Consider the following 23330-nt stretch of genomic DNA (forward strand, 5'->3'; position numbering starts at 1 on the left):
TGACTCTCTCGGCTAACACGATTAGCTTTATGGCTATCGCAGTTAGCTTCACCCAAGGGAGTCAGACCATGACCGAGTACATCGACATCGACGGTGGCCGGATCGCTTACGACGAGCTCGGCACGGGACCGCTGGTCGTGCTCTCGCACGGCATCGGCGACCGCCGCCAGGCGTACCGGCACCTCGCTCCGCTGATCGCGGCGGCCGGATACCGGGTCGTCAGCACCGACCTGCGCGGACACGGCGAGTCGAGCCTGAACTGGACCTCGGTCACCGGTAAGGAAGCCATCAGCCGCACCGATGTCGCCAATGATCTGCTCGCCGTCATCCGCGCCCTGAACGCCGGGCCCGCGATCATCGTGGGGCACTCCATCTCCGGTGGCGCCGCCACCATCGCCGCCGCGCAGTCGCCCGAACTGGTGCGGGCCATCGTCGAGATCAACCCCTTCACCCTCGAGCAGAAGTTCGACGCGGGCGCGCTGTTCACCGTCTCCCGCTACCGCCGCGGCATGTTCCCGCTCATGGGCACCATGATCTTCAAGAGCATCGGGCTGTGGCTGCGCTACCTGAACGTGGCCTACCCGACCAAGCCCGCCGACTACGACCAGTACATGAGCGAGGTCGCCGCCAAGCTGCGCGAGCCGGGCCGCATGGCCGAATTCATGAAGACCGGCAAGTCCACTCCGGCCGACGCGCAGGCACAGCTGCCGAACGTCACGCAGCCCGCCCTGATCATCTTCGGCACCGAGGACCCCGACTTCCCGAGCCCGGAGGCCGAGGGCAAGGCGATCGTCGCCGCCCTGCCCGCCGGATTGGGCAAGCTCGAATTGATCGAGGCCGCAGGACATTACCCGCACGCCGGGAACGCGGACCGCACCGCCGAGCTGATCCTGCCATTCCTGAAGGAACACCATGCCTAGGGTCGGGCTGAACAAAACCGATGTCGTCGCGGCGGGCGCAGTGCTCGCCGACGACGTCGGGTTCACGAACCTGGCGCTCGGCCCGCTCGCCGAACGGCTCGGCGTGCGCACCCCCTCGTTGTACAAGCACATCGAGAACCTGGCCGAGCTGCGACACGGCATCGCCACCCTGGCCATGACCGAAGCCGATCAGCGAGTCCGCGACGCCATGCACGGCAAGTCCGGCAGCGCGGCCCTCGCCGCCTTCGCCGACGCCTTCCGCAGCTATGTCGTCGAGCACCCCGGCCGCTACGCCGCCACCGTCGGCGAACCCTTCACCGGGCCGGAAGACCCACTGCGGCAAGCCACTACCCGCGTGCTCGAATCCATGGAAGTCGTGCTGCGCGGCTATGGGATCGCGGAACAGGACATGGTCCATGCCATCCGCACCCTGCGCTGCACCTTTCACGGCTTCGCCACACTCCAGGCATCCGACGGCTTCCAGTGGAGCGGCGACTTCGAGGACAGCTTCGCCTGGATGATCCGCTTCCTCGACCGCGGGCTCGCCGAAATCGCCACCCCCGGTTCCCGTGACCGGACAACTGATTTCGCAAGCTCGGGGTAACTTCGGGGGGACGCCCAGAACCCGTGGCGCGCCTGACCGCCGGTACGCGAATGGGACTGTCGGGGCTCCCAGCAGGGCGCTGAAGTCACGGAGAGGCGGAACGGAGTCGATTTAGATGCTGGCCGCGCGACTACACCTGGGAACCGACCGCCACCTGTCACTCGACGAGGTACCCATCCCCGAGCCGGGACCGGACCACGTCTTGATCAAGGTGGAAGCCGCGGGAGTCTGCCTGTCGGATGTACATCTCATCGACGGGACGCTGTCGCCGCTGTTCCTGAAGGGTGATGTCGTCACTCTCGGGCATGAGGTCGCGGGCACCGTGCACACGCTCGGGCCGGGGGTCACCAGCGCCAAGGTCGGCGATCGAGTCCTTTTGCAGGCCGGGGAACTTCGTAACGGAGCCACCTTCACGCGCGGCGTGGACTATGACGGCGGCTGGGCCGAATACTCGCTCGCGCGGGTGGACACCCTGGTGCCGATTCCCGATGATCTGCCGTTCGAGCAAGCCTGCTTCATCCCGGACGCGGTGTCGACACCGTGGGCGGCCATCACCGCCACCGCCGATGTGAGACCGGCCGAGCCGGTGGGCGTCTGGGGTGTCGGCGGACTCGGCGCGCACGGCATCCAGCTGCTCCGGCTCGCGGGCGCGGCGCCGATCATCGCGGTCGATCCGCTGCCCGCCGCGCGCGAACGGGCCCTGGAATTCGGCGCGGACCTCGCCTTCGACCCGGCCGATCCCGACCTGCGCCAGAAGATCTTCGCCGCCACCGGAACCGGACTCGCGGCCGCCTTCGACTTCGCGGGCGTGGCGGCGGTCCGCGAGCAGGCCGTCATCTGTATGGCACCGCAAGGGCGGCTCGTCCTGGTCGGCCTGACCGACAAGCCGATCACCATCACCCACGGCACCGCGTTCAGCTTCTTCCAGCAGCAGCTGCGCGGACACTACGGCTCGGGGCCGGAGCACGTGGATCAGCTGGTGAAACTGCAATCGCTGAAGCGGCTCGACCTCTCCCGCTCGGTCAGCGCGGTGGTCCCGCTCGCTGACGCCGCCAAGGCCGTACACGCCCTGGAAGCCAAGGAGGGCAACCCCATCCGCATAGTCCTCAAGCCCTGAACTCGCCGCTGATGACCCCGGCGGTGAAGGTGTCCCACTCGCCGGGGGTGAAGACAAGTGCGGGGCCGCCGGGATTCTTGCTGTCGCGCAGGCCGACTCGGCCATCGGATAGGAACTTCGTCTCGACGCATTCGCCTCCAGCTTTGCTGGCCGTGCTCTTGAACCAGCCACTGGGGTCAGCCAATTCGTTGTCCAGTTCGTAGTCCACGCTTCTCGTGCTCCTTCGCTATGTGTCTCACTAGATCTCGACTGGCCGTTTCGGTCAGGGCCGTGGCCCTGATCAGCTGATAAGACTCGAGAAATAGCTCAATATCGCTCTGCTTCTCAAGGTACATACTGCCCACCACACCCTCCAGGAAGACAAGCGGAGGCTCCAGTGGCACACCCGTTTTCGAATCCGTGCCGAAGTCGATGGCGACAAAGGGTGGCATCGCGGTTCCATCCGGGAAGCCTGCTCCGAACGGCAGAATCCGCAGGCTGATGTTGTCCATAGTGGACAGGTCAGCAAGTCGACGGCACTGCGCCGCCATGACAAGGCCGTTTCCTGCGACCCGGTGGAGCGCCGCTTCGCTGATCACTGCGTCGTACTTGGTCGGCATGGACTTGCGGTGAAGGATGTGTTGGCGGCGTTGCTTGATCTGCACGCGGCGGTCACGTTCGGCTTCGGTTGAGTCCGGCCACTTTTGGACGATCAACGCAAGATCGTATTCAGGCGTCTGAAAAAGACCGGGTATCAGTTCACCTTGATACGTCGAGAGATGGTGTGCGGCCGCTTCCAAGCCCATATACACGTCGAAGCCATTGGCGATCAGGTCGCCGTAGGAATGCCACCACCCACTCTTGTTGGCCGCCTGTTGTGCCAGCCCGATCATCGCCTCCTTGAGATCGTCGGGCATCTGGTAGAGGTCGCAGATCTCCCCTACTTCCTTCTTCTTCAGTTTGGCCTTCTGGCCCTTTTCTATCCGCTGGAGTGCCGATCCGCTGCTTTCGAGCAGCTCTCCGGCTCGATCCAAGCTGTACCCGGCTTGGGTGCGCCACTCACGCAGATATCGACCGAGTTGACGCAGTGGCAGTGTCGAATTCAGGTCCGGCATGGTGCGGTCCCTCCGTTTCGGGTGGGCCTTTCCACCCGATTCGGATCAATGATGTCACCGAAGGTGGGAGACGTGTAGGCACTTTCGCGAACCCGTATCGGGTCGCCCGATTCAGGCGGCTTGGCACCCCCACGAGGAGTTCCATAGGAAGTGCCTCCCGGAGCAGGGGAGGGCTCCGGACCAAACCGCAGCAGCAAGGGGATGTCGTAATGCCTTTGGATACATGGTCGTTGCTTCTCGTGGCGCTCTCCTGCGTTGTCATCGTGGCCGCCGTCAGATGGGGTGTCGCTGACGGCCGCTCCCCGGCACCGCCCACACCGGGTGGCATGGTCCTCGGTGTGGGCGGTTTTCCACAGGTCCCGCTGCACAACCGGCACCGTATCCATGGGCGGCATCGTGCCCAGTAATGACCTGCCGTTCCGGAAACTTCCGGCTTGGCATGCCAGGCCGGAAGTGTGTGCGCCCTTGTCCGACAGCGATATCGAGTTGCTGTTGGAGGCCCATGGAGACGATTGCGAGAGAGCGGGGTGCGAGTTGCGCGCATTCCTGTTGAGGCGGCGGGATGCAGCCCGCGTCGAGGGGCGGCAATCATGATCTGGCTGCCGGACTGGGTCGAAGTGGGTGCGCCGGTGAAGTTTCGGCGTGGGGTCGGCGCGGAACTCGACTGCACGATCGATCGGGTGACGTCGGCGGGGACCATCCGGCTGTCGAACGGCGAGACGTTCGACAGCTCGCAATTTCGGATGTCCGGGAAGCGGCATGCCGATGACGACTACTTCGAGAAGATCAATCGGCATTCGAAGATACGAAAGACCCTGCGCCGGGGACAGTCTCGAACCGAGGTCAGATCAGGCGACGCTGGAAAGCATTGGTGAACTGGGTCGAGGAGAGGTCCACGGTGTGGACGCTCAGGTCGGCCGACGACGGGGTCAGGTTCAGGACCATGAAGCCCAGGTCGTCGAAGTTCTGGTACAGCGCATTGTTGGGTGTGCGGGTACCGGAACCGGCCGGTTCACCGTGCACCGACTTGGCGGCCGCGCCGGAGATGATCTGACGCGTGCCCTTGGAGGCGGCGTTGGCTTCGAGGACCTGTAGCGAATGGTCGTGCCCGGACAGGATGAACTGGCAGCGGCCGAGCACGTGCGCCTCGAAGAAGTCCTTCACGTACCGGCCGTTGATCGGCTCGACCGTCAATCCCTCGTATTCACCGGCATTTCCGTGCGGGCCGTTATTGAGATACGGGTGATGGGTGCAGGCGATCTTCCACTTGGCGGGGGATTCGTCGATGGCGCGGTCCAGCCAGGCGGCCTGCTCGCTCATGAACTGCCCGTCTGCCGCCCAGTAGGGGGCGAAGAGCGGGGGCAGATAGGCGGCAATGGGATTCAGGTCGAGCACGAAGAATTCGACGACCGGCTGTTCCTGCGGAATGCGGACCGAGTAGTAGCGGGACGGCATGTACCAGCGGGCCGAGCGCGCGTGATAAGCCACCTCGTGGTCGCCGCGCAGCAGCCAGCCGCCATCGCCGGGCAGGACCGAACTGTTGTCGTGATTGCCCTGGACCATGAGCCACGGAATGTCGAGGTCGTGATTGGGGTCCTCGAATTTCGCGGCGAACTGGGCGTCGTCATCGGCCCACGGGCCCTGCTCGTAGACATTGTCGCCGAGGCCGAGGGCCAGCGAGAACGGCTGCCTCGCATGCATTTCGCGCATGGCGTCGGCCACGGCCCACTGCGGGCGGGCCCCGGTTCCGGCATCGCCGGTGACGAGGATGCGCAGGTCGGTGGAGTCGGGGAGGGGATATTTGCCGACGGCGGACGCGGGTGCCGGTGCGCCCCATGCGGGCGCGGCGGCCACGGTCGCGAGGCCTGCGGCGGTGGCTGCGGTCCCGGTCAGAAAGCCGCGGCGGTCCACACTCATCTAGATCTCCTACCTTCCATTCTGGTCAGCTGACCAGTATTCCGGGTTTCCCGAATCACCGCATGACAAGATTCAATGACAAGATTCTCAATTAGGATTCAGCCTCACATATAGCTCGGCCGTAGGGGGACGCAGCATGACCACACTGGCCTCGGGCGCTTTCATCGACTGGGAGCAGCTGACCGGCCAGCCCAAACTCGTCGTCGATCTGGTGAGCTTCCCGATCTTCAGCGCCATCGCCGGTCTGCTGACCAACTGGACCGGCGTACTGATGCTGTTCTGGCCGGTCTACTTTCGCGGCTTCCGCATCCCCGGCCTCGACATCCTCTACCCGTACTTCCCGCGCCGCGTGCAGGTGCTGCCCACGTTCTCCGGTGACGGCAAGCGCCTCGGCTTCCAGGGCTTCATCCCCGCCCGCGCCGAGAAAATGGCCAGCATCTGTGTGGACAAGGCCCTCATGCGGATCGGCAGTCCCAAGGACTTCATCCACGAACTGGACCTGGAAGGCATCGCCGACTTCATTGCCGAGGTGGGCGGCAAACAGGTGCAGCCCATGGTCGACGAGATCATGAACCGGGAGAACCCGGAACTGTGGGCCGCCGTACCGCGTGCGGTGAAGAACGTGCTGTACCAGCGGGTGGAACGGCAGCTGCCGACCCTGGCCCGGCGCGCCTTCGAACAGCTCGGCGACAATGTCGACCAGCTGATCGACATCAAGGATTTCGTCATCCGCTACCTGCGGGAGAACCCGTACATCCTCAAGGACATGACGTACACGATCGCGGAGCCGGAACTGAAGTTCATGGTGCGCATCGGCCTGCTGGGCGCACCCTTCGGCGTGCTGCTGGCCCTGTACATGCATGTGCACCAGAGCATTCCGATCATCGGCTGGATTCCGAACTGGCTGGTCATCCTGACCGCGGCCGCCCTGATCGGTGTGTCCGTCAATGTCATCGCCATCAAGATGATGTTCGAGCCCGGCGATCCGCAGCCGCGCTACAAGTACCTGTGGAAGCAGGCGCTGCTGGCCAAGCGGCAGCCCGAGGCCGCGGCCGATCTCGCCAATATCCTCGCCTACCAGGTCCTTACCCTGCCGAATCTGGCCGGTGAACTCCTCGACGGCCCGAACGGCGATAAGACCCGCCAGCTCCTGGAACGCCTGATCGCGCAGGAGATCCACCGCCAGCTCGGCCCCACCCATTCGGTCGTGCGCTCGGTCTTCGGCAAGCGGCAGTTCGACAATCTGCGGATCGGCGCGACGGATGCGGCGGTGGGCCTGGCCCCGAGCCTGACCGAGGACGCGGAGTTCGCGGCGCAGCAGGCCAAGACGATCGACGAGTTCGCGGCCCGCAAGCTGCAGCAGCTCACCCCGGGCGAGTTCATGGAGATGTTCTACGCGTCCGTCGAACAGGACGCCTGGCTGCTGTACCTGCACGGCGCGGTGCTGGGTCTGGGCGTCGGCGCGATCCACCTGGCGCTCTTCGGCTGGTAAATACAAGCACGCGTGCTTGCATTTTCAGGGGTGCGCTGCGAAGCTGGCTCGCAACGGCACGTCCAATGGCGTGCGTGCCGGTTCCGTTCTTCACAAGGATGTGTGATGGCCGACCTCGAGGCGCTGCTCGCCGATTTCACCGCCGAATGCGATGAGCTCGATCGGCTCATCGCCGACCTGGATCCCGCCGATTGGAAGCGGGACACCCCGGCCGCGGGCTGGACGATCGCACATCAGATCGCACATCTGAACTGGACCGATCGGGTCGCGGTCATCTCCGCGACCGATCCGGATCGCTTCCAGGAACTGGTGCAGGCCGCGCTGCCCAAGGCACTCACCTTCGTGGACGAGGCCGCCGAGGAAGGTTCCAAGACTCCCGCTCCGGAACTGCTCGCGAGCTGGCGGCATGATCGCGCCGCACTGGTCGAGGCCCTGCGCACGGTTCCGGCGGGTACCAAGCTGCCGTGGTTCGGGCCGCCCATGAGCACCGCCTCCATGGTGACCGCGCGGCTCATGGAGACCTGGGCGCACGGGCAGGATGTGGCGGATGCCCTGGGCGCGCGGCGCGAACCGACCGCCCGGATCAAGAACATTGCGCACCTCGGCGTGCGAACCCGCAACTTCGCGTATATGACGCACGGCAAGACCGCACCCACCGAGGAATTCCGCATCGAACTGACCGCCCCCGACGGCAGTCTGTGGACCTGGGGACCGGAAGACGCGGAGCAGCGCATCAGCGGACCCGCGGTGGATTTCTGTCAGCTGGTCACCCAGCGCCGACACCTCGACGATCTCACGCTGGATGTGCGCGGTGCGGATGCCGCCGAATGGCTGAGCCTGGCACAGGCTTTCGCCGGGCCGCCCGGAACAGGCCGAACGGCAGGTCAGTTCAGCTGACCTGCCGCCGATCCCCGGCCTCCAGCCAAGGGGTATCCCAATTCCCACTTCAGGAGAAGAGCGAGCGAGCGCCAGTCCGTGGGTGCGCCGTTTCTGGTGCCCGACCGGACGCCGTTGGCCGGAGGTCTTCGATGGCAGTCGAATCGACGCTCGCCGCTGATAGGTATTTACCCAGCCTTTCGACACCGGAAACCTGACGATGTGCGAGAAGTTCCGGTCGGCTCGATGCGCCGAATCCAAACCTGTGATCCTGCTCTCAACGCGGCATGTGTAACCCTTCGTCACCCTTCGCCACCGTAACCTGGACGCGCGTACGACTTTCAACGGTGCGGGTCGTGGGCGTCGAAAGACGCAGGGGGACCAGGGGAGAGGGAAAGGAACGCACCGATCATGTCGCATCAACTCGCGACGCAGGCTGCCCGGTCGTCCCGGCGAGCATCCCAGGTGCTCCGCTACAGCGCCATCGTCACCGCCGGAATGGCCAGCATCGGCCTCACCGTCGCCGCAGGCTCCTATATCGCCAATGAAATGGCACAGCCGCCAGGCAAACTGGCCACCGCTTCGCCGGGCATGCGCCCGGTGTTGCCCGGACCCGGCGATACGGGTACCGCGGTACAACGCGGAGATATCGCCCCGATCGCCGAAAGCGTCGGGCTCGCCTCGCTTTTCACGCACTGGGCGGGACAACCCACCATCCGGGACTACGACCCGGCCACCACCATGACACCGTCGGCCGACGCACGCGCGGCACAGCGCGCCAGCACCCTCGCCGGTCAGGTGCGGCTCGGCAATACCTACCTGGGCGCGGCAGTGATTCCGGCACAACGCAATTCGGTGAGCTTCACCGTCGACACCAATGTCTTCGCGACGGTGGCCGACCTGGTGCTGCACACGCCGCTGGGTGAAAGCCTCGGCCTCACCTCCGATCCACTGGCCAACACCCAGCTGCGCACCGATGTGGACGCACGCGGCGAGGTCACGCTGACCTTCACCGATCCGGCGGTCGGGCGCTACGGCCTGAACCTGGCGCGCCACGCCGCGCCCGCACCGGCCACCGCACCGACGCAGACCACCGAGGAGCCCGCGCAGGTCACCGCCGACCCCGCTATCGAGGACTCGCACCTCACCGCTGTGTGAGACTTCCTGGTGTGTACGACTACTGCGTGATCGGCGGCGGAATCGTCGGAGTCGCCACCGCGTACCGCCTTCTCGACCGGCATCCGGGCGCGAGCCTGCTACTGATCGAGAAGGCGGACGCGCTCGGCGTCCACCAGACCGGGCACAATAGCGGCGTCATCCACTCGGGCATCTACTACGAGCCCGGGAGCCTGAAGGCGCGACTGTGCGTGCGCGGGGCGCAATGGACCAAGGAATTCGCTGCCGCACACGATATTCCGTTCCAAGTGTGCGGAAAACTGCTGGTGGCCACCGATACCGCGGAACACGCGCGCATGCTGGCGCTCTACGAGCGGTCGGTGACCAATGGCGTCGAGGTGGAATTGCTCGATGCCGCCGAACTGGTGCGCCGAGAACCCCGCGTGACGGGGGTCGGCGCGCTGTTCGTGCCGGGCACCGGAATCATCGATTACACGCGGGTCGTCGAGGCGCTGGCGCGGCAGGTGCGCGCGGGCGGTGGCGAGATCGTGCTGGGCGCGGAGATCACGGCGATCGACGAAACCGGCGATGCGGTAACCGTTTCCGGACCGTCCGGCAGCTGGCGAGCCGCGCGGCTGGTGGTGTGCGCCGGACTCCAGGCCGACCGGATGGCGCGACTGGGCGGACTCGACCTGGACCTGCGCATCGTGCCGTTCCGCGGCGAGTACTACCAATTGCCGCCGCACCGCAAGGATCTGGTGCGCACCCTCATCTATCCGATTCCCGATCCCGAATTGCCGTTCCTGGGCGTGCATTTGAGCCCGACCATCGACGGCACGCTGACCGTCGGCCCGAATGCGGTGCTGGGGCTGGCGCGGGAGGGCTATCGCAAGGGCAGCGTGGATCTGCGCGATATGCGGGAAATCCTGGGATTCCGCGGCTTCCATCGGGTGGCCGCGGCGAATGTGCGGACCGGATTGCGGGAGATGCGTAATTCGCTGTTCAAGCGCGGATATCTGGCCGAGTGCCGCCGGTACTGCCCGGAGCTCACGCTGGACGATCTCCAGCCCCGTGAGGCGGGTATCCGGGCGCAGGCAGTCCGGCGGGACGGGACGCTGCTGCACGATTTCCTGATCGAGCGGACGCCGCGTTCGGTGCAGGTGCTGAACGCGCCGTCCCCGGCAGCTACTTCCGCGCTGCCGATTGCCGAACACATCGCCGCGCAGCTGGACGATTGACCTAATTCACTGAAAGGTCAACAGCATCGCTACTTGCTCTCAATCCGGGGTATTCGTTCAATAAATAGGATTGCTGTAGTACTTTTGTTGGCAGCCGTGGGACAGGGAGCAGCCTATGGGCCACATCAAATACGCGAGTGACGTCGGTGCGCCGACGGAGGTCGCGTTCACGTACACGGACAACTATCAGTTCGTGCCGGACTGGGCCTTCTGCGTTGCCGGGTTCGAACCGATCGGAGACATCGATCATGGTTCGGGCGCCGTCTTCGCGGCCATGCTCCGGGTGGGCCTCTGGCATCCTACGGTCGAGTGTGAGATCACCGACTACCGCCGCAACGCGGTCATCGAGTACACGCTCCGTAGGCGCCGGACGGGGAAGCCGGCGCCTACCCGCTCCCAGCCACTGTGTGTGATCACCCTGCGATTCGACCCGCTCGGGTACGGAAGAGCGGTGCTGACCTCGGAAACCGAGTACTGGGCACCCAGCGGTTTCACGGGCAAGCTGCTCTCCCGGATGCTGGCCGCCGCCGTACAATCGGCCGTGCGACGCACCGAGTCGCAATTGCGAAGGGAGATAGAGGAATTCCACGGAACGGATCTTGTCGGCCGGATTGCGTAGGGTAGCGGCATGATCATCGTGAGCACCGACGGATCGTGCCTGCGTAATCCAGGCGGCGCCATCGGATGGGCTTGGGTCAATCACACCGGTACCTCCGGCAGCGGCGGTGCGCCCTCGGGCACCAATCAGATCGCCGAGCTACGCGCGGTCCTGGAGGCGATCCTCGCCCACCCCGGATCCGAGCCACTGCTCATCGAGAGCGATTCCCTCTACGCCATCAAATGCGCCTCCGAATGGATCAACAGCTGGCGGACCAATGGGTGGAAGACGTCCACCGGCGGGCCCGTCAAGAACCTCGAATTGATTCAGCAGGTCGACCACGCCATTGCCGGACGCCCCGGGCCCGTCCGCTTCCGCTGGGTGCGCGGCCACGTCGGCAACTACTTCAACGAGCAGGCCGATACGCTCGCCGGACAGGCGGCACGCAAGGTCGCCACCTCGGGCGACACCGGCTCGGTCTCCGATAACGCAGATCCGCAACCGGTCTTCGACCCCATCACCGAACCGATCCCGGTGGAGCCGGTCACCGAACCTTTGCCGGTCACCGCCCCCGCCGAACCGGCGATCACCCACTCCGCGCCGCAGACCCCGCGGCGTCGCGCGGCGGCCGCGAAAACACCCGCGCCAGACGCGCTCACACTCTTCTAGTGGGGAGAGGGGTCCGGGGGTTCCCCCGCACCCCCTGTGGGGCTTCGCCCCACACCCCTTGGGCTTCGCCCGGGAACCCCTTGTGGGCTTTGCCCCACACCCCTGATCCAAAAGAAACCGCCGCCGGTGATTGATCACCGCGGCGGTTTCTTTGTGGCTGGGGCTAGTTGCCCGGCTTGGGGGCCTCTGTGGTCGGGGCCGGGTTGGCGGGCTGCTGGCCCGTGCCGGTGCCGGTGAGGCCCTTCATGGCGGGGGAGTCGAAGTTGGAGATCTTCCACTTGCCGTCGGTCTTCTCCACCTCGGCGACGCCGGGGACGGTGAGCATGTCCGGCTGCGCGTTCAGGGCGTTGGAGCGGACCTGGGTGAGGATGACGATGACCTTCGCCTTGTTGTCGTCACCGGATTCCCAGGCGCAGTGGATCTCGTCCAGGGTGGACTTGGCCTTGACCTGGTTCATGGCGTCCTTGAGCGCGCCCGAAGCACCGGAGAAGAACTGGCCCCACTGACCGGTGGAGAGCGCGTTCACGCGGTTGAAGTAGTCGTCCAGATTGGCGGCGTCGTAGTTGGAGACGGCCTTGCCGAAATCGCAGGCGGCGGCGGTGGCGCCGTCGCGGGCGTCGAGTTCCTTCTCGTTATCGCTGGACTTCATCCAGAGCACCACCGCGGTGGCGACCGCGGCGACCACCAGCACGCCCGCGGCGAAGGCGGCCAGCAGCGGGATGAGCGGCATGCCACCGGCCAGCGCGGGAGCCTTGGAATCCTTGGATTCCTTGGCCTTTTCGGGGGTCTTTTCCGGCTTGGGGGCATCGCCCTTGGGCTCGACGGGAACCTTGACCGTCTCCACCTTGTCCGAATCAGCCGCGTCCGAATCGGCCTTGGCCATATCGATCTTGGTCGTTTCGGCGTCGGCGGCATCGGCTTTCACGGCGTCGGCCTTACCGGCCTCGCCCCCCGTCGGCACGGCCTCGACGGCCTCTTCTTCAATTTTCTTGCTCTGGGCGGCGTCATCCGACATTTGGATCGATCCCCACTCTTTCCCGGCGCGCTGCGGACGCACCGTTTCGGTTCAGTCAGCGAGTATGCCGCGCCCGGCGGTGGCTCCGCGGGGTCGGGTTTGTCTCACCGCTCGGAGCGGGGAGTGTCTTTATTTGATCGGCGGCAGCGTCCGCTCGTTCGGGTCGGACCCGGCGGGCGCGGTCGCGCCATTGTTCGGCACATCCGGTCGAGGCGCATTGCCCGAACCACGAATCTGCTGATCACCCGGCGGATTCGTGCAGTACCCGGCCCACTTCGGGACGGTGCTCTCGGTGGCGATATCGGGCCGGACGTTCTTGGTCGAGTAGTCGCACCACTGCCGCGGCCAGATGTCGGCGATGGTGTAGAACTCGCCGTCATGGCCGGGCACACCCATGGCCGAGGAACCGACCACCAGCGACGGGAACAGTGCGCGGATCGCCGGAAGCCGCAACTGGGCGGCCTTGGTGATGGCCGCGAAGTTGGTCACCAGGCTGGTCATCGGGTCGGCGGTCTTGTCGAGCACCGCACCGAGGGCCTGCAACTGTCCGGGCGCCTGCTCCAGGATCTTCTGGAGTTCGGCGTTGGCATCATTGAACTGTCGGAACAGTTCACCGGAGTTACGAGTCAGCGTACCCAGATCCGGCTGCGCCAGCGAAGTGGTGCCATTGATGGTCTGCAGGTTCTTGAGCAGGTTGGTGGTCTGCGGCAGCAGATTGTCCAGACCGGTGGTGGCCGTGCTGACCGCGTTGATCATGGACCGCAGCTGATCCGGGCCACCGGACAGCGCGGTGTCCAGCTCGCTGAGAATGACGCCGAACTTGTCCGGGTCGATCTGCGCGATCAGGGCGCTGTTGTCGTCCAGCATCGCCCACACCGGGGTGGGGGTCTTGACCTTCTCCTTGTCGAACTGCACGACCGCGCCATTGCCGAGGTACGGGGCCTGGTCGGAGTTCGGCCGGAAGTCGATGTACTGCTCGCCCGCGCCGGAGAGCGCGCCCACCGAAACCACGGTATCGGAGGGGATCTTGTACTTCGAGTCGATCTCGACGGTGGCGGCGATCGCCTCGCCACCGCGGGCCAGCTTGATCTCGGTGACCTTGCCGACGCGGTAGCCGCGCAGGGTCACGTCATTACCCGCCTGCAAACCGCCGGATCGGTCCAGATCGACTGTCACCTTGTAGGTTTCGCGCAACGGGTTCACCCGCATGACGCTCACCGCCAGGTAGGCCGCGCCGATCACCAGGATCAAGACCAGCGCCCCGTTCGACACCAGGTTCTTGTGCCGCGTAACCCAACTCATCGGTGGCCCCCGTTGATCCGCCCGTACACGATCTGAAGTACCTGGATCAGGCTGCCGCCGAAGTCATTGAGGTCGCGCAGATCCGGGAATTTGCTATTGGCCGGATCGGTGAGCAGGCCGATGTCGAGCATGGTGGCCGTCGCGGCCACCGCCAGCACATTGCCCTTGAACGAGGCGTCCACGGCGGGCCGGATCTCACGCACCGCATCGAGCATGGGCCCGAGGTTCTGCTCGGTCTGCGAGAGCGCGGTCATCAGCTGATGCACATTGTCGAGCAGGCTGGCCAGCTGATCCGAGGTGGTGTTGGCGTAATCTCCCAGTGCCGCACTGGTTGTCGAGACCTTGGTGAGCAGATCCCCGATGGCCTGATTGTTCTCGGCGATGGCGCCGATCATGGTGGGCAGGCTGTCGGCGACCTGGCCGAGATCCTTGTGGTGCGCTTCCAGCGTGTCGGCCAGTGCGCTGAAGTTGGCGAGCACATTGTCGACGCGCTTGCTGTTGTTATTGAGTGTGGTTGTCACACTGGTCATCTGGGTGACCAGGCTGGCGAGCTGATCGCCCCGGCCGCCGATGATGGAGTCCATTTCCGCGGTCAGCTTGGACAGTGCCGCGACGCCGCCGCCATTGAACAGCAGCGAAATCGACAGCAGCAGTTCCTCGACGGTCGCGCCGGCCGAGGTCTTGGTGATCGTGTCACCGCTCTTCATCAGCTGCGCGCCCGGATCGGACTTGGGCTTGGACACCGCCACGAACACATCGCCGAGCGGGGTGGCCTGGCGGAGTTCGGCGGTGGTGCCGACCGGCAGGTCGATGTCCTTGCGGATATCCAGGTCCACGTGGGCCTTGAAATCCTTGGTCGTGATCTTGGTGACGACACCGACGTCGGAACCGCCGATCTTGACCTTGGCCTGATCGGGCAGGTTCAGCGCATTGTCGAAATCCGCGTGGATGGTATAGGTGTCGCCGCCCGCGCCGGGCTTGGGCAGCGGCAGGCTGTCGACGGTCACACCACAACCCGAGGCGCCCAGGGCTGCGGTGACGGCCAGCGCCGTCATTGCCAATCGTGCCCGCTTGCTCATGCGGACCTCACGAAGAAACCTATTGCTCATTTCGTCAGTCCCAACATGGCTGCGGTCAGACCGAAATCGGGTCCGAAGTCTTCGATCTTCCCGGTGCGGCAGCCGTCCGCCTTCATCTGAATACGTTCGCAGAACAGGCTCACGATCTCACCGGAGAATCCGGTGCCGAGGACAGCGTGCAGGCGGATGAACTGTCCCTGCCGGTTGACCGAGCGATCCAGGTTCTGCATGAGCAGCGGCGCGACATCGACCACTTCGACCATCCCGGCGGCGTTGGCGCGCAGCTGGTTGGTGACATTGGTGAGGCCGGTGAGCGTGCCGTTGAGTTGATCGGAGTACTGCGAGAACGCGCCACTGGTGTTGGCCAGGAAGCCATTCAGCTGATCCAGGGTGGCCTGCAGGCCGGGGGCCTGGTCGGCCAGGAGTCCGGTCATTTGAGTGATCTTGTTGCTGAAGTCGCGCACCGACTGGTCATTGTCGGCCAGCATGGTGGTGAGCTCGTTCAGCTTGATGATGATGGTCGAGACGGCATCCTTGTTGTCCACCCCCACCTTGAGCGCGCCGGACAGCGCGTTCAGGGTGTCGCGCATCTTCTCGCCATTGCCGTTCATCATCGGGTACAGCACGCGGCCGGACAGCGGGCCGATGCCCTCCTGCCCCTCCTGCGGCTTGAGCGCCTCGGCGAAGTTGTCGATGGTCTTGATCATCGAGTCCAGCTCGACCGGGGTCTTGGTCTGCGCGGTCGTGAGATGCGAGTTCTCTTTGAGCTTTTCGCCGCCGGTGTAGCGCGGGGTCAGCTCGATGTGCCGGTCCGTCACGATGGACGGCGACACCATGGCCGCCTGCACATTCTTCGGAATGTCCACGCCCGCATCCACCGTCATGTGGACCTCGACGTACTGACCCTTCGGCACGATCTTGTCGACCCGGCCGACCTCGAGCCCGAGCACGGTGATCGGGTTGCCCTCGAACATGCCCGCGATATTGAGGAAGTCGGCGGTGAAGTGCTGGGTCTGCCCGGCCGCGTCCTTCACGCCGAGCGGTACCAGCGAACAGCTGCCGATCGCGAACGCCGCGGCACCGATCATGGCGGCCTTGGCGATTCGAGCCAGGTCGATTCGAGCGAGGTTCATGGATTTCATTGGTGGCACCCCTCGTTCACCTGCGCGAAGCACAACCAGTTGTCCGGGAACAGCCACGGCAGGCCGACCTCGCCGTAATTGCCATTACCGAAGGCATTGTTGAACGTCCGCACCGACGTCGGCATGATCGACAGCAGCCGGTCCAGATTGTCCTTGTTCTTCTGCAAACCCTCGGCCATGGTGTTGAGCTGGGTCAGGGTCGGACCGAACTGGTTGTCATTGTCCGTACCGATCTGCTGCAACTGGCGGCTCAGGCTCGCGATATTGTCCAGCAGCGATTTCAGCAGGCCCTGCCGCTCCATCACCCGGCTGGCGATGGCCTCGCCCTGGGTGATGACCAGCAGCACGCTGTTCCGGTTGTCGCCGAGGATCTTGGTGACCCGGTCCAGGTCCTTGAGCAGCTGATCGACCGAATCCTTGCGATCGTTCATGGTCTTGGCGAGTGCGCCGATGGAATCCAGCGCCTGCGTGGTCAGCTGCGGAGTGTCACCGAACTGCTGGTTGATCAGATTCAGCGAATTCGCCAGCTGCTTGGTGTCGAGCTCCGCGAACTTGGGCGTGCCCTCCTGCACCACATCGGCCAGGTTGTAGGGAACATTGGTGTTGGACTTGGGGATCCGGTTGTCCTTCACCCCGGAACCGTCACCCGGGATCAGGTCGACGAAGCGCGCGCCCAGCAGGGTCGCCATCTTGATCGAGGCCTTGGCGTCCGGGCCGATCTTCACGTCCTTCTTCACGGACAGACTGACCAGCACGTGGTCGCCCTCGAGCTTGGTGCCGGAGACCGTGCCGACCGAGACGCCGGAGACGGCCACCTTGTCACCGACCCGGATACCGGCGGACTGCACGAATTCGGCCTTGATGGTGTGCTCGCCGACGCCGACCATCTTGTAGAGGCTGGAACCGGCCAGCAGGCCGACGATCAGGAGCGCGCCGAGCAGACCAAGCCAGAAATTACGGTTGGAATCGAAGCGGGACTTGAGTTTCGCAATCATGGACGGCACACCGCCGAGTGAGAGTTGCCGCCGATCTGGTTGAACAGACCGCGCGGGAAGAGGACACCGTACAGCGAGACATCCAGGCTGCAAAGGTACGCGTTGGCGTACGTGCCGTTCTGGGTGAACTTGCCGACATTGGCGAGGATGGCGGGGAAGTCGACCGCGGCCTGATCCAGCTTGGCGCCATTGGCGATCAGCAGCGTCAGGGCGTCCTTGGTGGCGCTCTGAGCCAGCGAAAGCTTGGGCTGGATCTGGCCGAGCATGCCGACCAGAGCCGTGGTGGCATCCGCGATCTGGACCGTCGAGGCTTGCAGCGACTGCCCCTGGGCGTACAGGCCGCCGATCAGGGAGCGGGTCTGGGTCACCAGCGTCTCGAGTTCGTCGCCACGCTTGGCCAGGCCCTGCATGACACCGGACAGGTTGGTGATGACATCGGCGAGGATGGCATCACGGCGCTGGAAGTCGCTCGCGAGGGTGGCCGCCTGGGTGATGAAGGCGCTCAAGGAGACTCCGTCACCCTGCAAGGCCTGCACGAACGTATTGGAGAGGTTGTTCACCTGCTCCGGCTGCAGCGCCTGGAACAGCGGCTGGAAACCATTGAGCAGACCCGAGATATCGAAGGACGGCTCGGTGCGCTCGATCGGAATCGCGCCATTGTTGCGCAGCGGCGTGTGGCTGCCGCCCGGCTTCTTGTCCGGAGCCAGCGCGACATAGCGCTGACCGATCAGGTTCTGGTAGCGAACCAGCGCCTTGGTATCGCCGTACAGCGACTGATCGCGCTGCACGATGAAGGTCACCTCGGCCTGGTTCTTCTTGTCGAGCTCGATCTTCTCGACCTTGCCGACGCGCACGCCGGCCATGCGGACGTCATCGCCCTCACGCAGGCCGAGCACGTCGGTGAAGGTGGCCTTATAGGTATTGGTGGGACCATCCACGCTGCGCGCCAGCGTGTTCCAGATGACCGAGGTCACCAGGATGGCCACGATGGCGAAGAGCGTGAAGCCGATCAGGGGTTTGCGAATGCTCACTTACCCGCCCCTTCGGTCACTTGCAACGTTCCACCCCTCAAGATCGAGCTCAGCAGCAGGTACTCGCCCGCGGTCGGACGCCGGCCCAGCAGGGCGGTGATGGCGTCGTCACCGGCGTAGGCGACCGGACCGGCCTTCTGCACGGAGGCGGGCTGCACGGTCGCGGGCTGCGAAGCGGGTGCAGCGCCGGGCGTCGCAGGTGCCAGGTTCGGGAACAGGCCCTGCAGCGGAGTGCCCGAGAACGGGTCGCTCGATTGCGGGTTCTGCGCGCCCTGCTGCGACGTGTTGTCGGTATTGAATCCCGGAATGCTCGGGAATCCGGCCGGCGGCGGTGTCTTCGGCAGTCCGGCGGCGGAGTCGAGGGCCTTGGGTCGCAAGGATTCCGGCAGCGTGCCCGGGTCCGATACCAGCGGCGCGGTGGCGCAGCTCGGGGCGGCGAGTTCACCGTAGCGCGGGCAGTCGTCCCGGGTGTACGGCTTGTAGGGCGTGAAGGTGATGCCCATGTTCCAGACCATCTGCCGCTGCGGACCCCAGTTGAAGGTCGAGTTCAGGCGGCGGATGGAGGTATTGAGGTTCGCGATGGCCTGCGGGATGGCGGTCGGATCGTCGGACAGCGCGCCGAACAGGGCGCTGGTTCCGGTGGTGACCTCCTTACCCACATTGGGATTGCGGGCGAACAGCCCGTTCACCTTGTCCACCGTGCTCGAGCCGCCCGCGATGAGCGAGACCAGCTCGGCGCGACGGTCGGAGATGGTCTGCGCCGTCTTCACAGAATCCGACAGCACCGTCATGAGTTCCGGCGCGGACTGGTTGAGCGCGTGCATCGAGTTGGAGAAGTCGTCCAGGAATCCGGACACGTTCGGCACCGAACCGCGAACCTCGGTGAGCCAGTGGTCCACCCGCTCGATGGTGGAGCCGGGCATGCGCCCGCTGCCGTCCAGTGCGTAGGACAGCGTGCCCAGCACGCGGCCGAACTGCACCGGGTCGATCTTGCTGAGGATGTCGCGGACCGTGGTCAGCGTGTCCTGAAGGGCGATGGTGCCCTTGGACTTGTCCTCGGTGATGGTCGAACCCTCTTTGAGGTGTGCGACATCGGAGCCGTTGTAGACGAGTTCGACCGAGGTGACGGCGAACAGGTTCGAGGGCACCACGCGCGCGGTGACATTGGCCGGGATGCCGTCCACATAGTCCGGCTTCATCTCGATGTGCACTTCTTGCAGCTCGCCCTTGGCGGCCACCGAGACATCCTTGACCGCGCCCACCAGCACACCGCGGAACTTCACGTCCGCATTGGCCGGCAGGCCGTCACCGGTGGTGGTGAGATTCGCGGTGACATTGACCTTTTCGACGAAGTAGCCCTTGTAGCGGGCCATCAGGAAACCCAGGATGATGGCGAAGACGATGAGACCGGCGACGCCCGCGAGGAGCAGCTGCCGCATGGTCGGGCCACGCCCGCTCGGATCGATGATCATGGTTGTGCGCCCCCTATCCCGAGATCCGGATTCCGGGGTTGACGCCCCAGATCGCCAAGGTGATGAACAGGTCCGCGAAGACCACCGCGATGATGCAGAGCTTGATGGCGCGACCGGCCGCGACACCCACGCCCTCCGGGCCACCCGAGGCGAAAAAGCCGTAGTAGCACTGGATGAACGTGGTGATCGCGACGAAGATGATCGCCTTCATCAGTGAGTACAGCACATCGTGCGGTATCAGGAACTGATAGAAGTAATGCTGGAAGGTGCCTGTCGCGGTGCCGCCGATCAGGGTCACGGTCAGCGAGCAGGAGATGTAGGCCAGCGGCAGCGCGATGCAGTACAGCGGCACGATCGCGATCATGGCCGCCATCATGCGGGTGCTCACCAGGTACGGAAGCGGCCGGATGGCAACCGATTCCAGCGCGTCGATCTCCTCGGAGATGCGCATGGCGCCCAGCTGCGCGGTGAACCGGCAGCCCGCCTGCGCCGCGAAGGCGAGGGTGGCCAGCATGGGTCCGAGCTCACGGGTGGTGGCGAAGGCGGAGATCGCACCGGTGAGCGGACTCAACCCGAGCAGGTTCAGAGAGGTGTAACCCTGGATGGCCACGGTCATACCGCCGAACGCCGACAGGATCAGCACCACGCCGACGGTGCCACCACCGACGACGAGATTGCCATTGCCCCAGGTGACGTCCGACAGCAGCCGCCAGACTTCCTTGGGGTAGTGCTTGAACGCCATCGGCATCGAGCCGATCGAGCGCAGGAAGAAGAAAACCTGGTGACCGATGCGGGCCACGAAGTCTCGCGGCGAGTTCGCGACACCCTTGATCCGTTGGAACGGCCGCAGCAGCGGCGGCACATACGTTGCTGACACGACTCAGACCATCTGTGGGGGGAACAGGGAGTTGTAGATCTGCGTGATGATCAGGTTCACGCCGAAGAGCATGACGGCGGACATGACCACCGCGGTGTTCACCGCGTTCGCCACACCGCCCGGGCCGCCCTTGGCATTCAGGCCCGCATCGCAGGCGATGATCGCGGCCAGCAAGCCGAAGATGAGCGACTTGAGCAGCGCCACAAATAGATCCACCGTCACCGCGAACGAGGCGAAGGTGCCGATGTAGGAGCCGGGCGTGCCGCCCTGCGCGAAGATATTGAAGATGTAGCCGGTCAGGAAGCCGACGAAAACCACGAAGCCGCACAGCAGTACGGACACCAGCATGGCCGCGCCGAGGCGCGGGGCGACCAGTCGGCGCATGGGATCGACGCCCATGACCCGCATGGCGTCGATCTCCTCGCGGATGGTGCGGGAGCCCAGGTCGGCGCAGATGGCGGAGCCGACCGCGCCCGCGATCATGAGCGAGGTGACCAGCGGCGCGCCCTGCTGAATGATGCCGAGGCCGTTGGCCGCGCCGATGAAGGAGGTCGCACCTACCTGTCCGGCGACCGAGCCGACCTGGATGGAGACGATGACGCCGATCGGAATGGCGACCAGAAGAGTGGGGGCGGCGGCGACATTCGTCATGAACGCGCTCTGCCGGATGAACTCGGCGTAGGGGAAACGGCGGCGGAAGATCGCGATGAAAAGCTCGGCGACCGCGGCCACACCCATCACCATCATCCGGCCACCGGTCTCCAGCGACCGCTTGGGATGGTCCTGCCAGTACGCCTTGGCCCAGTCGACGGCTGAACTTAACCGCGACTCCGATGGGCTCCCCTGCCCACCCAAGCTCTTCGTCAACGTCACTGGCTACCCCTCTCGACGCCAGGTAACCCGCTCCTGACGACTGTTTGCTTGACGCACCCTACTACGGAGTTAGGAAAAACACATCACCGATTGTGGTTCCGGTCATAGAGCCGGATCACTTTCGATGAATCGCTGTGAACAGCCACATCAGAGTCGGTTTCCGCCGTAAAGAACCTGGCCAAGATCTAGAACTTGTTCTAATTTGAGATTAGCGGCCAAACATTTAGGCCGATGTGAACACCTGGCGGGTAAGAATTAATGGGATCAAATTTATCGTAAATCAATGCACGACATGCATTGTTCCTATAACTCACATCCAACTAGGTATCCCCCGGATCCGGTCGCAGGACACGGCTCTGCAACATGCGGCAGTACAAGCAGCAGCCTGGCCCGAATACTGACAGGATGAGAACCTCACGTTTCGAGCGACTTCCGACCTCTGGAGGGACATGATCAGGAAACTCGCCGGGGTGCTCGGCGTCTTCACCGTCGCCTTGGGCACAGCACTGCTGGGCGCCGGGGCCGCGAACGCCGATCCCGCACCGGCAGTCATCGGCGGAGGGTCCGGGATCATCATCGACGACATGTTCGAGTGCACCGTGACCACCATCGGTCACGACGGCGCGGGACGCCTAGTGGGTCTCACCGCGGGGCACTGCGGCGACGCGGGTGCCCAGGTCTATGCCGAAAAGGACCGTGGCGCAGGGCTGATCGGCAAGTTCGTCTACTCCAACCACGATCTGGACTACGCGATCATCCAGTTCAACGAGGGACGGGTCATCCCGGTCAACCGGGTCGGCAATGTGACCATCACCGGCCTCGGGGGACCTCCCGGATTCCCGATGATCGTCTGCAAGGAAGGCCGCACCACCGGCAATACCTGCGGCATCTCCTGGGGTGACGTGTTCGCCACCAATATGGAGACCTGGAGCCAGATGTGCGTCGTCGAAGGCGATTCCGGTGCGCCGGTCGTCGTCGGCAGCACGCTGGTCGGCATGGTGAACGCCTACCTGGCGATCGCCTGCTTCGGCCCGGAGGTCGGCACCAATATGAGCTCGATCATGGCCGATATCAATGGCCGCGGTGGCGTCGGATCCGGATACGCGCCGATCTGAGATCGGCTGCGACACTGACGGCTGTAATACTGCAAACGCTGAACGGGGCGGTGATCCACTGGATCACCGCCCCGTTCGCGTTGGGCCGCAGACTCTTACATGGTCTGGACGCAGACGACGAAGTTGCGCTCGTCGTAGATATAGCCCTTGTTGCCGCCCGCGCAGTCGTCGACGCTCGAGGTGTTCTTCAGGATCGAGAGGACCTTCACGCCCTCGGCGGCACCGGTGCTGTGGCAGTCGATGCGCTGCGGATCGTCACCACCGAGATCGAGGCAGTCGCCGACGACCCAGTCGATATCCAGGCAGATGGCGCCGGTTTCGACGCCCGCCACGGTTTCGTAGTAGGCCTGATCGGCGTCCTTGGGACACTGGGCGTTGGTCTTCGCCTTGCCGATCACCTTGTAATTGGCGCCCTTGCTCCCGCAGGTGGCCTTGTCGATGGTGGCGTCGTCGGAGGTGCCGCCGAGCTTCACGCAATCGCCGATGGCGGCCTCGAAGTCGGTGCTGCCGCCCTTGTCCGGACGCCCGGTGGTGCCGCCCGGCTTGGAGGTGGGCGCGCCCGGCTTACCCGACGGCTTGCCCGGGGCGGTGGTGGTCGGCGCCTTGGTGGTGGCGGGGAGCTGCGCGCCGGGAGCGGCTTGCGGGGTGCCCTCGATGGTGGTTCCACAGCCCGAGAGCAGCAGAGCGGCGGCGGCGATCGCGGGGATCGCGATCCGGGCGGAGATCTGCTGACGCAACACACGCAGTCCTAAAGTCGACAAACACCAGGCGCAAACATGCATACACGA

Annotated in this window: 24 protein-coding genes; 11 read left to right on the forward strand and 13 right to left on the reverse strand. The window is 64.9% G+C overall.

Features of this window, described 5'->3' with window-relative positions; genetic code table 11:
• The first annotated feature begins 29 nt into the window (after positions 1-29).
• The 3 genes from AB0N05_RS19545 to AB0N05_RS19555 all read left to right on the forward strand — a co-directional run bounded on the left by AB0N05_RS19545 (position 30) and on the right by AB0N05_RS19555 (position 2641).
• Entirely contained in the window at positions 30-920 is an 891-nt protein-coding gene (locus tag AB0N05_RS19545; protein ID WP_364695693.1) for an alpha/beta hydrolase, read from the forward strand.
• Positions 913-1524 (forward strand): WHG domain-containing protein, encoded by a 612-nt coding sequence (locus AB0N05_RS19550; RefSeq protein WP_364695696.1) that lies wholly within the window; start codon positions 913-915, stop codon positions 1522-1524. The genes AB0N05_RS19545 and AB0N05_RS19550 overlap by 8 nt, the downstream gene beginning before the upstream one ends.
• A 115-nt stretch (positions 1525-1639) precedes the next feature.
• Complete coding sequence (locus AB0N05_RS19555; protein WP_364695699.1) at positions 1640-2641, forward strand: zinc-binding dehydrogenase; 1002 nt, start codon at positions 1640-1642, stop codon at positions 2639-2641.
• Here AB0N05_RS19555 and AB0N05_RS19560 read toward each other — a convergent pair.
• Positions 2631-2849, reverse strand: a complete 219-nt coding sequence (locus AB0N05_RS19560) for a DUF397 domain-containing protein (protein ID WP_364695702.1) — start codon at positions 2847-2849, stop codon at positions 2631-2633. The genes AB0N05_RS19555 and AB0N05_RS19560 overlap by 11 nt on opposite strands.
• Positions 2818-3735 carry a helix-turn-helix transcriptional regulator gene (locus tag AB0N05_RS19565; RefSeq protein WP_364695705.1) on the reverse strand — a complete coding sequence of 306 codons (918 nt, stop codon included), beginning with the start codon at positions 3733-3735 and terminating at the stop codon, positions 2818-2820. Before AB0N05_RS19565 ends, AB0N05_RS19560 begins: the two co-directional genes overlap by 32 nt.
• Positions 3736-4325: 590 nt before the next feature.
• Between AB0N05_RS19565 and AB0N05_RS19570 the strand changes: the two genes are divergently transcribed.
• Entirely contained in the window at positions 4326-4610 is a 285-nt protein-coding gene (locus AB0N05_RS19570) for a hypothetical protein (RefSeq protein ID WP_364695708.1), read from the forward strand.
• On the opposite strand, the gene AB0N05_RS19575 is transcribed toward AB0N05_RS19570, so the two are convergent.
• The gene (locus tag AB0N05_RS19575) at positions 4579-5652 is read right to left on the reverse strand and encodes a metallophosphoesterase (protein WP_364695710.1); all 1074 of its coding nucleotides are present in this window, start codon (positions 5650-5652) and stop codon (positions 4579-4581) included. The two genes, AB0N05_RS19570 and AB0N05_RS19575, sit on opposite strands and share 32 nt — an antisense overlap.
• A gap of 136 nt (positions 5653-5788) precedes the next feature.
• Here AB0N05_RS19575 and AB0N05_RS19580 point away from each other — a divergent pair, with 136 nt between their 5' ends.
• The 6 genes from AB0N05_RS19580 (at position 5789) to AB0N05_RS19605 (ending at position 11641) form a co-directional block, all read left to right on the forward strand.
• Positions 5789-7144, forward strand: a complete 1356-nt coding sequence (locus AB0N05_RS19580) for a hypothetical protein (protein WP_364695713.1) — start codon at positions 5789-5791, stop codon at positions 7142-7144.
• Between the two features lie 105 nt (positions 7145-7249).
• Positions 7250-8041, forward strand: a complete 792-nt coding sequence (locus tag AB0N05_RS19585; RefSeq protein ID WP_364695715.1) for a TIGR03084 family metal-binding protein — start codon at positions 7250-7252, stop codon at positions 8039-8041.
• Between the two features lie 390 nt (positions 8042-8431).
• The gene (locus AB0N05_RS19590) at positions 8432-9178 is read left to right on the forward strand and encodes a hypothetical protein (protein ID WP_364695717.1); all 747 of its coding nucleotides are present in this window, start codon (positions 8432-8434) and stop codon (positions 9176-9178) included.
• 11 nt (positions 9179-9189) lie between these two features.
• Positions 9190-10374 carry an L-2-hydroxyglutarate oxidase gene (gene lhgO, locus AB0N05_RS19595; protein WP_364695719.1) on the forward strand — a complete coding sequence of 395 codons (1185 nt, stop codon included), beginning with the start codon at positions 9190-9192 and terminating at the stop codon, positions 10372-10374.
• A 115-nt stretch (positions 10375-10489) separates the two neighbouring features.
• On the forward strand, positions 10490-10993 hold the full coding sequence (locus AB0N05_RS19600) for an SRPBCC family protein (RefSeq protein WP_364695721.1): 504 nt from the start codon (positions 10490-10492) through the stop codon (positions 10991-10993).
• Positions 10994-11002: 9 nt separating this feature from the next.
• Positions 11003-11641: an RNase H family protein gene (locus AB0N05_RS19605; protein WP_364695724.1), complete on the forward strand. Its 639-nt coding sequence runs from the start codon at positions 11003-11005 to the stop codon at positions 11639-11641.
• A 163-nt stretch (positions 11642-11804) separates the two neighbouring features.
• On the opposite strand, the gene AB0N05_RS19610 is transcribed toward AB0N05_RS19605, so the two are convergent.
• The 9 genes from AB0N05_RS19610 to AB0N05_RS19650 form a co-directional block, all read right to left on the reverse strand.
• Positions 11805-12656, reverse strand: coding sequence for a hypothetical protein (locus AB0N05_RS19610; protein ID WP_364695727.1), 852 nt, complete (start codon positions 12654-12656; stop codon positions 11805-11807).
• Positions 12657-12785: 129 nt separating this feature from the next.
• The gene (locus AB0N05_RS19615; protein WP_364695729.1) at positions 12786-13958 is read right to left on the reverse strand and encodes an MlaD family protein; all 1173 of its coding nucleotides are present in this window, start codon (positions 13956-13958) and stop codon (positions 12786-12788) included.
• A complete protein-coding gene (locus AB0N05_RS19620) occupies positions 13955-15037 on the reverse strand; it encodes an MCE family protein (RefSeq protein WP_364695732.1) in 1083 nt (360 codons plus the stop codon). The genes AB0N05_RS19615 and AB0N05_RS19620 overlap by 4 nt, the downstream gene beginning before the upstream one ends.
• 26 nt (positions 15038-15063) lie before the next feature.
• Complete coding sequence (locus tag AB0N05_RS19625; RefSeq protein WP_364695734.1) at positions 15064-16179, reverse strand: MlaD family protein; 1116 nt, start codon at positions 16177-16179, stop codon at positions 15064-15066.
• On the reverse strand, positions 16176-17174 hold the full coding sequence (locus AB0N05_RS19630) for an MCE family protein (RefSeq protein WP_364695737.1): 999 nt from the start codon (positions 17172-17174) through the stop codon (positions 16176-16178). The genes AB0N05_RS19625 and AB0N05_RS19630 overlap by 4 nt, the downstream gene beginning before the upstream one ends.
• Positions 17171-18205 carry an MCE family protein gene (locus AB0N05_RS19635; RefSeq protein ID WP_364695740.1) on the reverse strand — a complete coding sequence of 345 codons (1035 nt, stop codon included), beginning with the start codon at positions 18203-18205 and terminating at the stop codon, positions 17171-17173. Before AB0N05_RS19635 ends, AB0N05_RS19630 begins: the two co-directional genes overlap by 4 nt.
• Complete coding sequence (locus AB0N05_RS19640; protein ID WP_364695743.1) at positions 18202-19677, reverse strand: MCE family protein; 1476 nt, start codon at positions 19675-19677, stop codon at positions 18202-18204. The genes AB0N05_RS19635 and AB0N05_RS19640 overlap by 4 nt, the downstream gene beginning before the upstream one ends.
• A 13-nt stretch (positions 19678-19690) precedes the next feature.
• A complete protein-coding gene (locus tag AB0N05_RS19645; RefSeq protein WP_364695746.1) occupies positions 19691-20554 on the reverse strand; it encodes an ABC transporter permease in 864 nt (287 codons plus the stop codon).
• A 3-nt stretch (positions 20555-20557) separates the two neighbouring features.
• Complete coding sequence (locus AB0N05_RS19650; protein WP_364696520.1) at positions 20558-21409, reverse strand: ABC transporter permease; 852 nt, start codon at positions 21407-21409, stop codon at positions 20558-20560.
• A gap of 467 nt (positions 21410-21876) precedes the next feature.
• On the opposite strand from AB0N05_RS19650, the gene AB0N05_RS19655 reads away from it, so the two are divergent.
• Positions 21877-22542 carry a serine protease gene (locus tag AB0N05_RS19655; protein WP_364695749.1) on the forward strand — a complete coding sequence of 222 codons (666 nt, stop codon included), beginning with the start codon at positions 21877-21879 and terminating at the stop codon, positions 22540-22542.
• A 95-nt stretch (positions 22543-22637) separates the two neighbouring features.
• Here AB0N05_RS19655 and AB0N05_RS19660 read toward each other — a convergent pair whose 3' ends face one another.
• Positions 22638-23282 carry a hypothetical protein gene (locus AB0N05_RS19660; RefSeq protein ID WP_364695752.1) on the reverse strand — a complete coding sequence of 215 codons (645 nt, stop codon included), beginning with the start codon at positions 23280-23282 and terminating at the stop codon, positions 22638-22640.
• Positions 23283-23330: the final 48 nt, after the last annotated feature.

The sequence above is a fragment of the Nocardia sp. NPDC051030 genome (assembly GCF_040683015.1).
Lineage (GTDB): Bacteria > Actinomycetota > Actinomycetes > Mycobacteriales > Mycobacteriaceae > Nocardia.

What these genes read in the sequence shown, in the direction of transcription:
- AB0N05_RS19545 (WP_364695693.1), top strand. Translation starts at nt 30, where the DNA reads ATGGCTATCGCAGTTAGCTTCACCCAAGGGAGTCAGACCATGACCGAG.
- AB0N05_RS19550 (WP_364695696.1), top strand. Translation starts at nt 913, where the DNA reads ATGCCTAGGGTCGGGCTGAACAAAACCGATGTCGTCGCGGCGGGCGCA.
- AB0N05_RS19555 (WP_364695699.1), top strand. Translation starts at nt 1,640, where the DNA reads ATGCTGGCCGCGCGACTACACCTGGGAACCGACCGCCACCTGTCACTC.
- AB0N05_RS19565 (WP_364695705.1), bottom strand. Translation starts at nt 3,735, where the DNA reads ATGCCGGACCTGAATTCGACACTGCCACTGCGTCAACTCGGTCGATAT.
- AB0N05_RS19570 (WP_364695708.1), top strand. Translation starts at nt 4,326, where the DNA reads ATGATCTGGCTGCCGGACTGGGTCGAAGTGGGTGCGCCGGTGAAGTTT.
- AB0N05_RS19575 (WP_364695710.1), bottom strand. Translation starts at nt 5,652, where the DNA reads ATGAGTGTGGACCGCCGCGGCTTTCTGACCGGGACCGCAGCCACCGCC.
- AB0N05_RS19580 (WP_364695713.1), top strand. Translation starts at nt 5,789, where the DNA reads ATGACCACACTGGCCTCGGGCGCTTTCATCGACTGGGAGCAGCTGACC.
- AB0N05_RS19585 (WP_364695715.1), top strand. Translation starts at nt 7,250, where the DNA reads ATGGCCGACCTCGAGGCGCTGCTCGCCGATTTCACCGCCGAATGCGAT.
- AB0N05_RS19590 (WP_364695717.1), top strand. Translation starts at nt 8,432, where the DNA reads ATGTCGCATCAACTCGCGACGCAGGCTGCCCGGTCGTCCCGGCGAGCA.
- AB0N05_RS19600 (WP_364695721.1), top strand. Translation starts at nt 10,490, where the DNA reads ATGGGCCACATCAAATACGCGAGTGACGTCGGTGCGCCGACGGAGGTC.
- AB0N05_RS19605 (WP_364695724.1), top strand. Translation starts at nt 11,003, where the DNA reads ATGATCATCGTGAGCACCGACGGATCGTGCCTGCGTAATCCAGGCGGC.
- AB0N05_RS19610 (WP_364695727.1), bottom strand. Translation starts at nt 12,656, where the DNA reads ATGTCGGATGACGCCGCCCAGAGCAAGAAAATTGAAGAAGAGGCCGTC.
- AB0N05_RS19615 (WP_364695729.1), bottom strand. Translation starts at nt 13,958, where the DNA reads ATGAGTTGGGTTACGCGGCACAAGAACCTGGTGTCGAACGGGGCGCTG.
- AB0N05_RS19620 (WP_364695732.1), bottom strand. Translation starts at nt 15,037, where the DNA reads ATGAGCAAGCGGGCACGATTGGCAATGACGGCGCTGGCCGTCACCGCA.
- AB0N05_RS19625 (WP_364695734.1), bottom strand. Translation starts at nt 16,179, where the DNA reads ATGAAATCCATGAACCTCGCTCGAATCGACCTGGCTCGAATCGCCAAG.
- AB0N05_RS19630 (WP_364695737.1), bottom strand. Translation starts at nt 17,174, where the DNA reads ATGATTGCGAAACTCAAGTCCCGCTTCGATTCCAACCGTAATTTCTGG.
- AB0N05_RS19640 (WP_364695743.1), bottom strand. Translation starts at nt 19,677, where the DNA reads ATGATCATCGATCCGAGCGGGCGTGGCCCGACCATGCGGCAGCTGCTC.
- AB0N05_RS19655 (WP_364695749.1), top strand. Translation starts at nt 21,877, where the DNA reads ATGATCAGGAAACTCGCCGGGGTGCTCGGCGTCTTCACCGTCGCCTTG.